Annotated in this window: 8 protein-coding genes and 1 pseudogene; 8 read left to right on the top strand and 1 reads right to left on the bottom strand. The window is 67.1% G+C overall.

Annotation, left to right across the window (positions count from 1 at the left end; genetic code table 11):
• Positions 1-5 precede the first annotated feature (5 nt).
• From AC1DR7_RS10250 to AC1DR7_RS10215, 8 genes and pseudogenes are all read left to right on the top strand, one after another.
• Positions 6-3,056: pseudogene (locus AC1DR7_RS10250) on the top strand (efflux RND transporter permease subunit); the annotation flags it as partial.
• A 261-nt stretch (positions 3,057-3,317) separates the two neighbouring features.
• Positions 3,318-5,495 carry a YccS family putative transporter gene (yccS, locus tag AC1DR7_RS10245; protein WP_478051201.1) on the top strand — a complete coding sequence of 726 codons (2,178 nt, stop codon included), beginning with the start codon at positions 3,318-3,320 and terminating at the stop codon, positions 5,493-5,495.
• Between the two features lie 135 nt (positions 5,496-5,630).
• Positions 5,631-6,425, top strand: coding sequence for an SDR family NAD(P)-dependent oxidoreductase (locus AC1DR7_RS10240; protein WP_457318365.1), 795 nt, complete (start codon positions 5,631-5,633; stop codon positions 6,423-6,425).
• An 87-nt stretch (positions 6,426-6,512) separates the two neighbouring features.
• Positions 6,513-8,402 carry an MFS transporter gene (locus AC1DR7_RS10235; RefSeq protein ID WP_478051202.1) on the top strand — a complete coding sequence of 630 codons (1,890 nt, stop codon included), beginning with the start codon at positions 6,513-6,515 and terminating at the stop codon, positions 8,400-8,402.
• Between the two features lie 210 nt (positions 8,403-8,612).
• Positions 8,613-8,891 carry a CD225/dispanin family protein gene (locus AC1DR7_RS10230; RefSeq protein ID WP_457318367.1) on the top strand — a complete coding sequence of 93 codons (279 nt, stop codon included), beginning with the start codon at positions 8,613-8,615 and terminating at the stop codon, positions 8,889-8,891.
• A 64-nt stretch (positions 8,892-8,955) separates the two neighbouring features.
• On the top strand, positions 8,956-9,378 hold the full coding sequence (locus tag AC1DR7_RS10225; RefSeq protein ID WP_457318368.1) for a DUF2752 domain-containing protein: 423 nt from the start codon (positions 8,956-8,958) through the stop codon (positions 9,376-9,378).
• A 107-nt stretch (positions 9,379-9,485) separates the two neighbouring features.
• Positions 9,486-9,845, top strand: coding sequence for a CD225/dispanin family protein (locus AC1DR7_RS10220; protein ID WP_457318369.1), 360 nt, complete (start codon positions 9,486-9,488; stop codon positions 9,843-9,845).
• Positions 9,845-10,264 carry a DUF2752 domain-containing protein gene (locus tag AC1DR7_RS10215; protein WP_457318370.1) on the top strand — a complete coding sequence of 140 codons (420 nt, stop codon included), beginning with the start codon at positions 9,845-9,847 and terminating at the stop codon, positions 10,262-10,264. The genes AC1DR7_RS10220 and AC1DR7_RS10215 overlap by 1 nt, the downstream gene beginning before the upstream one ends.
• Before the next feature lie 24 nt (positions 10,265-10,288).
• Here AC1DR7_RS10215 and ampE read toward each other — a convergent pair whose 3' ends face one another.
• Positions 10,289-11,182 carry a regulatory signaling modulator protein AmpE gene (ampE, locus tag AC1DR7_RS10210; protein ID WP_457318371.1) on the bottom strand — a complete coding sequence of 298 codons (894 nt, stop codon included), beginning with the start codon at positions 11,180-11,182 and terminating at the stop codon, positions 10,289-10,291.
• Positions 11,183-11,227 lie beyond the last annotated feature (45 nt).

The raw sequence follows: 11,227 nt of genomic DNA, 5'->3' as shown, positions 1-11,227 counted from the left end.
CCGGCATGAACATCTCCGGCCCCTTCATCCGCCGCCCGATCGGCACCGCGCTGCTGGCCATCGGCCTGTTCGTGGTCGGCCTGTTCTGCTACCTGAAACTGGGCGTGTCGGCATTGCCGAACATCCAGATTCCGGTGATCTTCGTGCACGCCAGCCAGTCCGGCGCGGACGCCACCACCATGGCCTCCACGGTCACCGCACCGCTGGAACGCCACCTGGGCCAGCTGCCCGGCGTGGACCAGATGCGCTCCTCCAGTTCCGAAGGCAGCTCGCTGGTCTTCATGATCTTCCAGAGCGGGGTGGACATCGATTCGGCCGCGCTGGACGTGCAGACGGCGATCAATTCATCGCAGGCAGATCTGCCGTCCGGGCTCGGCTCGCCGATGTTCCAGAAGGCCAATCCCAACGATGATCCGGTCATCGCCATCGCGCTGACCTCGCAGACGCAGTCGGCCGATGAGCTCTACAACGTCGCCGATTCGCTGCTGGCCCAGCGCATCCGCCAGATCAGCGGGGTGTCCTCGGTCGACATCGCCGGTGCCTCCACCCCGGCGGTACGGGTGGACGTCAACCTGCGCCTGCTCAACGCGCTCAACCTCACCCCCGACGACCTGCGCAACGCGGTGCGCGCGGCCAACGTGACCTCGCCGACCGGCTTCCTCACCGACGGCAACACCACCACCGCGATCATCGCCAACGACTCGGTGGCGCGAGCGGCCGACTTCGCCAACCTGGTCATCAAGACCCAGGACGATGGCCGGGTGATCCGCCTCAAGGACGTGGCCAACGTCTACGACGGCCAGCAGGATGCGTACCAGGCCGCGTGGTTCGACCACAAGCCCGCCGTGGTGATGTATGTGTTCACCCGTGCCGGCGCCAACATCGTGGAGACCGTCGATCGGGTCAAGGCGCAGATTCCGATGCTGCGCGACTACCTGCAGCCTGGCACGGTGCTGACCCCGTTCTTCGACCGCACCCCGACCATCCGCTCGTCACTGCATGAAGTGCAGATCACCCTGCTGATCAGCCTGGCGATGGTGATCCTGACCATGGCGCTGTTCCTGCGCCGGTTGGCACCGACGCTGATCGCCGCGGTCACCGTGCCGCTGTCGCTGGCCGGTGCGGCACTGGTGATGTACGTGTTCGGCTTCACTTTGAACAACCTCAGCCTGCTGGCGCTGGTGATCGCGATCGGCTTTGTGGTCGACGATGCGATCGTGGTGATCGAAAACGTCATGCGCCACCTCGACGAGGGCATGACACGCATGCAGGCCGCGCTGACCGGCGCGCGCGAGATCGGCTTCACCATCGTCTCGATCACCGCCTCGCTGGTGGCGGTGTTCATCCCGCTGCTGTTCGCCAGCGGCATGGTCGGGGCGTTCTTCCGCGAGTTCACCATCACCCTGGTGGCGGCGATCGTGGTTTCCATGATCGTTTCGCTGACCCTGACCCCGGCGCTGTGCAGCCGCTTCCTCAGCGCGCACCCCGAGCCGGAGACGCCGTCGCGGATCGGTCGCTTCCTGGATGGCGTGCACGACCGCATGCTGCGCACCTATACGGTGTGCCTGGACTTCTCGCTGCGCCACGCAATGCTGCTCTCGCTCACCCCGATCCTGCTGATCGTGGCCACGGTGATGCTCGGCGGCGCGGTCAAGAAGGGCTCCTTCCCGGCCCAGGACACCGGCCTGATCTGGGGCCGCGCCAATTCCAGCGCCACCGTGTCCTTCGAGGACATGGTCAACCGCCAGCGCCGCATCACCGACATGCTGATGGCCGATCCGGCGGTGAAGACCGTCGGCGTGCGCCTGGGCAGCGGCCGCCAGGGCTCCAGCGCGCAGTTCAACATCCAGCTCAAGACGCGCAAGGAAGGCCGCAAGGAAACCACCGCGCTGGCGCTGGCGCGGTTGAGCGCCAAGGCCGACCGCTACCCCGACCTGCAGCTGCGCCTGCGCGCGATCCAGGATCTGCCCAGCGATGGTGGCGGCGGCAACAGCCAGGGTGCGCAGTACCGCGTGTCGCTGCAGGGCAATGATCTTGCCCAGCTGCAGGAATGGCTGCCCAAGGTGCAGGCGGCGTTGAAGAAGAACCCGATGCTGCGCGACGTCGGCACCGACGTGGATACCGCCGGCCTGCGCCAGAATGTGGTGATCGACCGCGCCAAGGCCGCGCGCCTGGGCGTGTCGGTCGGTGCCATCGACGGCGCGCTGTACGGCGCGTTCGGCCAGCGCCAGATCTCCACCATCTATTCGGACATCAACCAGTACAGCGTGGTGGTCAACGCCCTGCCCGAGCAGACCGCCACCCCGCGTGCACTGGATGAGATCCACGTGCGCGCCGGCAACGGCGAGATGATCCCGCTCACTGCCGTGGCCCACCAGGTGCCGGGGCTGGCCCCGCCGCAGATCACCCACGAAAACCAGTACACCACGATGGACCTGAGCTACAACCTGGCCCCGGGCGTAAGCACCGGCGAAGGCGAAGCCATCATCAAGGCCACCGTGGACGGCCTGCGCCTGCCCGGCGACATCCGCATCAGCGATGGCGGCGGCTTCAATGTGCAGCTCAACCCGAACTCGATGCTGATCCTGGTGCTGGCCGCGATCATCACCGTCTACCTGGTGCTGGGCATGCTGTACGAAAGCCTGGTGCACCCGGTGACCATCCTGTCCACGCTGCCGGCGGCGGGCGTGGGCGCGCTGCTGGCGCTGTTTGTGACCAATACCGAGCTGTCGGTGATCTCGATGATCGCGCTGGTACTGCTCATCGGCATCGTCAAGAAGAACGCGATCATGATGATCGACTTCGCCGTAGTGGCCCAGCGCGAGCACGGCAAGAGCCCGCGCGATGCGGTGCGCGAGGCCAGCATCGTGCGCTTCCGTCCGATCATGATGACCACCATGGTGGCGATCCTGGCGGCAGTGCCACTGGCGATCGGCTTGGGCGAAGGCTCCGAACTGCGCCGCCCGCTCGGCATCGCGATGATCGGCGGCCTGTTGTTCTCGCAGAGCCTCACCCTGCTCAGCACGCCGGCGCTGTACGTCATCTTCTCCTGCCTGCGCTTCATGTGCCCGGACGGAGGTGCCTGGAGCCGGCCAGCGGCCGGCACTACCGGCGTCTGCGTTACGCACCTATGCGCTGTCCTGGATTGGAGGCCGCGCCTCGCGCGATGCCGAGCATGGCTCGGCACTACCCGTATTTCCGTTGCGCACGGCCCAGACCGGTGGAAACAGATCGCGACGCTTTTGACGTTGAAACACCGACGCTGTCCCCTTCACCCCCCACCGGCAATAATGGGTCGCCCCACACCCTGAGCCCGCATGACTGCCCGAGAATCCCGCCTCAGCCGCCTGTGGGCGCATGAAAAGGCCAGCTATGGCCTGCGTGTGTTCATCGCGCTGTCGGTGGCCATGGGCATCTGCTGGCACCTGGACCAGTTGCCCGCGCTGCCCGGCGTCTTCCTCGGCATCATCGCCAGCGCCATTGCCGAAACCGACGACAACTGGTGGGGCCGCACCAAATCGGTCGCCCTGTCCCTGCTCTGCTTCGTCATCGCCGCCGCTGCCGTGGTCGAATTGTTTGCCTGGCCCTGGCTGTTCATCGCCGCCCTGGCCCTGTCCACCTTCGGCCTCACCCTGCTCGGCGCGCTCGGCGAACGCTACGCCTCCATCGCCCAGGCGACGGTCACCCTGGCCATCTACACCATGATCGCCCTGGAACAGCATGGCGCCAGCGACCGCGCGCAGGCCTTCAGTGCCGTCAGCCACCTGCTCGCCGGCGCGCTCTGGTACGGCCTGCTCTCCATCCTGTGGACCGCCCTGTTCGCCAACCGCCCCATCCGCGAACGCCTCAACCGCCTGTTCCTCGAACTGGGCCGCTACCTGCAGCTCAAGGCCGACCTGTTCGAACCGGTCCGCGATGCCGACCTGCAGAAGCGTCAGCTCGCCCTGGCCGAACAGAACCGCCGCGTCGTCGAGGCGCTGAACATCGCCAAGACCGCCATCCTCGCCCGCTTTGGCCGCTCCGGCCGGCCCGGCGTGCAGTCCGGCCTGTATCTGCGCATGTACTACATGGCCCAGGACTTCCACGAACGCGCCAGCTCCTCGCACTACCCCTACGGCGCGCTCACCGACGCCTTCTTCCACAGCGACGTGCTGTATCGCTGCCAGCGCCTGCTCTCGCTGCAGGGCGAGGCCTGCGCCAACCTTGGCATGGCCATTCGCCTGCGCCGCCCGTTCCAGTACGGCGAACGCACCAAACAGGCCACCGCCGACCTCACCGATTCGCTCACCTGGCTGCGCGCCCAGCACAACCCGCAGTGGCAACGCCTGCTGTCCTCGCTGGAACTGCTCGGCCAGAACCTGCAGAGCATCGAACGGCGGCTGTCCGAAGCGGCCAATTCCGAAGCCACCCTGGACAACGTCGACACCCGCCTGCGCGACACCAACCCGCACACGCTGCGTGAGATGTTCGTACGCATCCGCCAGCAGCTCACCCCCGGCTCGGTGCTGTTCCGCCACGGCCTGCGCATGGCGCTGGCCCTGGTGGTCGGCTTCGCCGCGATCCGCCTGTTCAACGCCCAGAACGGCGGCTGGGTGCTGCTCACCATCGTGTTCGTGTGCCGCCCGCATTTTGGTGCCACCCGCCAACGCCTGGCCCAGCGCATCGCCGGCACCCTGATCGGGCTGGTGCTGACCTGGGCGTTGATGCAGTTGTTCCAGGACCTGCGCATCGAACTGCTGATCGCCCTGCTCTCGGCGCTGCTGTTCTTCTTCACCCGCAGCGACCGCTACCTGGTGGCCTCGGCGGCCATCACGGTGATGGCGCTGACCTGCTTCAACCTGATCGGCGATGGCTACCTGCTGATCTGGCCGCGGCTGGTCGACACCCTGCTCGGCTGCGCGATCGCCGCCGCGGCCGCGTTCCTGATCCTGCCCGACTGGCAGGGCCGGCGGCTGAACCTGGTGATGGCGCGCGTGCTGGCCAACTGCGCGCGCTACCTGGATGCGGTGCTGGGCCAGTACGGCAGCGGCATGCAGGACGACCTGGCCTACCGCATCGCCCGCCGCGACATGCACAACGCCGATGCCGCCCTGTCCACCGCGCTGTCGAACATGCTGCGCGAACCCGGCCACGTGCGCCGCAACCTGGATGCGGGCTTCCGCTTCCTGGCGCTGTCCAACACCCTGCTCGGCCACCTGTCCGCACTCGGTGCGCACCGCACCCAGCTGGACAGCTACGCGCAGGACCCGCAGGCGCTGGCCGGCGGCGAGCGCGTGGAGCAGGCCATGCAGCAGATCGCCGCCGCGCTGGAACAGCGGCAACCGGTGGAGGAAGCCGACAACGACGGCGACCGCGCCCTGGCCGAGCAGCTGGAACAGGTCACCGACGCCATGCCGCCGAAGCTGCAGCTGATCCGCACCCAGATGGGGCTGATGCTGCGCCTGCTGCCCAAGCTGCGCGGCGCCGCCAACGAGGCCGCGCGCACCCTGCGCTGAGTCCTCCCCCACGACACGTTTGCAACACCCGCGTTGCCATGCGCGCGCCCCGATGGGGCGGAGGCACCCGCTGCACGTTGCCGCTACCGCCGCCCGTGCAGACTCCAGGTGCCTTCCCCGCTCAAGGACACGCACATGCAACTGGATCTCTCCGGCAAGACCGCCTTGGTCACCGCCTCCACCGCCGGCATCGGTCACGGCATCGCCCACGGGTTGGCGGCCGCTGGTGCACAGGTGGTGGTCAACGGCCGCAGCCAGGCCTCGGTCGACAAGGCCCTGGCCGCCCTGCGCCAGGCCCTGCCCGACGCCCGCCTGGTGGGCGCGGTCGCCGATCTGTCCGACGCGGCCGGCGTGGACGCCCTGCTGGCCGCGCTGCCGCCGATCGACATCCTGGTCAACAACGCCGGCATCTTCGGCCCACAGGACTTCTTCGAGACCGATGACGCCACCTGGGAAAAGTACTGGCAGACCAACGTGATGTCCGGGGTACGCCTGTCGCGCGCCCTGCTGCCGGCCATGGTCGAGCGCGGCTGGGGTCGGGTGCTGTTCCTGTCCTCCGAATCGGCCCGCAACATTCCCGCCGACATGATCCATTACGGCGTCACCAAGACCGCCCTGCTCGGGCTGTCGCGCGGGCTGGCCAAGCGCGTGGCCGGCAGCGGCGTCACCGTCAATGCGGTACTGCCCGGCCCGACCCTGTCCGATGGCTTCGCCGCGATGATGGAAGACGAGCGCGCACGCACCGGCAAATCGCTGGAAGACCTCGGCCGCGACTTCGTCATGGCCCACCGCCCCAGCTCGGTAATCCAGCGCGCGGCCAGCGTCGAGGAGGTGGCCAACATGGTGGTCTACCTGGCCTCGGCACAGGCCTCGGCTACCTCCGGCGCGGCGCTGCGGGTGGACGGCGGCGTGGTCGACGACATCCTCTGAGCCGGCAGGGCAACGCGCGGGCGGCGCCGCTGCCATCCTGCGCGAACGGCGACAGTGCTAGGCTGCGCCGGTTCGCAAGGAGTTTCCATGTCCGGCCACAGCCAGTTCGCCCTGCTTAAACAGCGTCGTTTCCTGCCGTTCTTCATCGTCCAGTCGCTGGGTGCGTTCAACGACAACATCTACCGGCAGGCGATCATCGGCCTGCTGTTCTTCCTCGGCACGCCGATCGAAGAACGCTCGCTGTACACCAACCTGGCCCCGGCGATCTTCATCCTGCCCTACTTCCTGTTCTCGGCCCTGGCCGGGCAGATCGCAGAGAAGCTGGAGAAGTCGCGCCTGATCGTGATCACCACCACCATGGAGATCGTGATCATGTCGTTGGCCGCGGTCGGCTTCCTCACCGAAAGCATGCCGGTCCTGCTGGTGGCGCTGTTCTGCACCGGCATGCAGTCCACCTTGTTCGGGCCGGTGAAGTACTCGGTGCTGCCCTCGATCCTCAAGCCTGAGGAACTCACCGGCGGTAACGGCCTGGTCGAGATGGGCACCTCGCTGTCGATCCTGACCGGCATGATCGCCGGCGGCCTGATCTTCCAGCTGGCCGGCAGTCACGGCCCGATCGTGGCCGCCACGGCGGTAATTGCCCTGGCCGTGGCTGGCAACCTCACCGCGCGGATGATCCCCAAGGTCGATGCCGGCGCCCCGGACCTGAAGATCAATTGGAACCCGCTGCCCGAATCACTGGCCGTGCTGCGCATGGCCAAGAAGCAGAAGGCGGTCAGCAACGCGATCCTCGGCGTGTCCTGGTTCTGGTTCGTCGGCACCATGTTGACCTCGCAGCTGCCCACCTACGCCGAGGTCAATCTGGGCGGCGGCTCCACGCTGTATATCTTTGCCCTGGCCCTGTTCTCGGTCGGCACCGGCACCGGCTCGCTGCTGTGCGAAAAGCTCTCCGGGCGTACCGTCGAAATCGGGCTGGTGCCGCTGGGCGCCTTCGGCATGACCGCCTTCATGCTCGACCTGTACTTCGCCCGTGCCGGTGAGTCGGCGGCCGCCGGCATGTCGATCCTGCAGTTCGTGCAGCATGCCGGCAGCGTGCGCATCATCATCGACCTGATCGGCATCGGCCTGTTCACCGGTTTCTTCGTGGTGCCGCTGTTCGCGCTGATCCAGAGCCGCACGCCGAAGTCGGAAATGTCGCGCGTGTTCGCCGCGCTCAACATCCAGAACTCCGGCTTCATCGTATTGGCCGCCATGCTCGGCCTGATCACCCAGCGCCTGCTCGGCTGGACAATCCCGCAGCTGTTCCTGGCGCTGGCCATAGCCAATGCGGTGGTGGCGATCTACATCTTCACCATCGTCCCCGAATTCCTGATGCGTTTCCTCAGCTGGGTGATGGTGCGCGGCCTGTACCGATTGCGCCTGCACGGGATCGAGAACAACGTGCCCGACGAGGGCGCTGCGTTGATCGTCTGCAACCACGTCAGCTACATGGACGCGCTGATCCTGTCGGCGACGATCCCGCGCCCGGTGCGCTTTGTCATGTACTACAAGATCTTCAACATCCCGGTGATGCGCTGGATCTTCCGCACGGCCAAGGCGATTCCCATTGCCGGCGCGCGCGAGGACCCGGCGCTGATGCAGGCCGCCTTCGATGAAGTGGACAAGGCGCTGGCCGAGGGCGAACTGGTCTGCATCTTCCCCGAAGGCGCGCTCACCCGCGACGGCGACATGGCCGCGTTCAAATCCGGCGTCGAAAAGATCCTCGAACGGCGCCCGGTGCCGGTGGTGCCGATGGCGCTGCGCGGGATGTGGGCCAGCATGTGGAGCCGTCGCGACACCCGCCTGGGCCGCATGCGCGTCCCGCGCCGCTTCCGCGCCCATATCGAGGTGGCTGCCGCGCCGGCCGTACCCGGTCGGACCGCCACCGCCGAGGCGCTGGAACAGCAGGTCCGCCAACTCCGCGGGGAAAACGGCTGAGACACTGTGCGGTAGGGATGTAAACGCATACATCCAGCGGCCCATCGGGTAGATTAGCGCCCGGGAAAGCACATCCGCGTAGGCCAGCGCGGGCAGCGGTCGATGCCACTGAGGCATTGACTGCACAAAACCATGATGTCGCCGTCGCATGTGTGCCGTTCACCACGCTCCAACCGAGTCAAACCCACCCTAAAAAATGGAGTTTTCCAAATGAACGCCACTGCTCCGCAGATTCCGAACCACCTGGTCTGGGCCATCCTGGCTACCCTGTTCTGCTGCCTGCCCGGCGGCATCGTCTCCATCGTGTACGCCGCCCAGGTCAACGGCAAGATCGCCGCCGGTGACATCGCCGGCGCGCGCGACTCTTCGGACAAGGCGAAGAAGTGGGCGATGTGGTCGGCCATTGCTGGCGTCGTCGGTCTGGTGCTGTATTTCGTGCTGGTGATGGCGATGGGCGGCATTGGCGCGCTGAGCAACAGCAGCTACTGATGCGTGCCCGGACGGCCTGGCGGCGGAACTCCCACCGGTTCCGCCGCCAGGCCGTTCCACTGTCATGACCCCGCAATCGCGCGCCACCCTCGTCCGTTGGACCCCGACCGCCGCCGTCGCGGGCCTCGCCGTGGGCGCGGTGATCCTCCTGCGCAACGTCAATCCGTACGCGCAGCACAGTGCTCTGCCGGGCTGTCCCCTGTATGCATTGACGGGCCTGTATTGCCCGGGCTGCGGCAGCACCCGCTGCCTCTACTCGCTGGTCCACCTGGACTGGCACGGCGCCCTGGCAATGAATCCCCTGCTGGTGACTGCCCTGCCATTCTTGCTGTTGATGCTGCTGCACGGCGCCGGGGTGCGCATGCGTTGGCTCAACCCGGTGATGCGCGTGCTGGCCAGCCCAGTGTTCTGGCTGGTCCTGCTGGTGGGCTATGCCGTGCTCAGAAACCTGCCGTGGGCGCCATTCTCCTGGCTCGCGCCCGGTTGAGCAGGCGCGCCGGCTGAAACAGCACGGGTTCCCATATCGGTTAGATTACCGCCCAGTGCGGCCGATCCGCGCCATGCACCCCACCCCAAGAACATGGAGTTTGCCCAATGAATGCCACTGCCCCGCTGCCGCCAGCCTCCGGTACCGTTCCGAACTACCTGATCTGGTCGATCGTCGTCACCGTGCTGGCCTTCTTCATGTGCTGCGTGTCGTGCCTGAGCTTCCCGGCGATCGCTACCGGCATCGTGGCCATCGTGTTCGCCAACAAGGTCAACACGTTGCTCAACCAGGGCGACCTGGTCGCTGCGCGCCAGGCATCCAAGAACGCCAAGATCTGGGCCTGGGTCACCACCGGCATCCTGATCGCTTCCACGCTGTTCTCGGTCATCTGGCTGGCCTTCGTCGGCGTCGACGGCTACATGGAGCAGATCCAGCAGTTCCAGCAGCAGATGGAAAGCAGCCACTGATGACGCTGCTGCACGGCAAGCGCTGGTTGCTGGCCGCGCTCCCCCCGGTGGCGATCGCCACCGGGGCGGGGATCTGGGCCTTGCGCCATTTCGATCCCAACGCCGCCAACAGCCCGTTCCCGCCGTGCAGCTTCTTTGCCGTCACCGGTTATTACTGCATCGGCTGCGGACTGACGCGGGCGCTGCACGCGCTGGTCCACGGCGATGTGCTCACCGCGCTGTCGATGAATCCCCTGGCGATGGTGATGCTGGCCATCGCACCGCTGGTGCTGGGCTGGGCACTCGGCTGGCGTCCGCACTGGATGCAGCCGTTGATATCCCTGTTGATGAAGCCTGCCTTCTGGCTGACCCTGTTGCCGCTGTACTGGATCGCGCGCAACCTGCCGTGGGTTCCGTTTACCTGGCTCGCACCGGGCTGATCGCCCCAGCGTCGTGACGACCGCTCAGGTCACCCAGCCGGCAATCACCAGCAGCGCCAGCGCGGCCATCCACAGCAACAGCATCCGCCACACCAGGCTCATCGCATCGCGCAGTTCCGGCAGGCGGCGCCACACCGGCACCATGCCCGCATCGCTGTAATCGTGCGCGTCTTCGCGCAGCTCCGCGCTCACGCTGGCACGCGCCACCGCACCCAGAAACACCGTCGAGCCCGCCCACTGGTTGCCGTGCGCCTGTCGCCACGCCTTGTAGGCCGTATCGAAATTGCCCACCAACGCCATCGACAGCGACATCAGCTGCGCCACCGGCCATTCCAGCCAGCCCAGTACGATGCGCGCCCCGGCCATGCAGTCCACTGTCGCCAGCGAACGCATCGGGCCCACCGCCAGCAACGCCAGCAGCCGATACGCCAACGCACCCACCGGCCCCAGCAACAGAAACCAGAACAGCACCGCGAACCAGCGCCGCAGCGCATTGAGCACCGTCGCCTCGACCAAGGACGGCACGTCCTCGTGCAGGCTGCCACCGGCCGATTGCAGCTGCGCGATCGCCACGTGTCGGGTCGGGGCATCATCGGCATCGATCACCGCCTCGACATCACGGTCCAGATCGCGCGGGCCCCAGCAGATCACCAGCGTGGCCACGCCCAGCAGCAGCGAGGGCAGGCCGAACAGGCGGCCGTGCAGCGCCCACTGCACCAGCAGGAGCAGCAGCACCCACGGCAGCAGCGCCACGATCCAGCCCTGGCGGCCACGCCAGAAGCCCGAGGGTGCCGCGTGCACGTCCAGCCATTGCAGCCAGCGCCGGTACAGTCCGAAGCGGCGCAGCGCCACCGCCGCGACAGGCGCGACATGGCCGAGGGCCAAGGCGACCAGCACGGCGACGAGGGTGGTGAACATGTAAGCCTCCGGCGCGGTTTCTGGCCGCTACTATGCCCTGCGGCC

The sequence above is a fragment of the Stenotrophomonas sp. P5_A9 genome (assembly GCF_056400525.1).
Note: the sequence above shows the minus strand (reverse complement) of the source record. Positions and strands in the feature narration are given on the sequence as shown.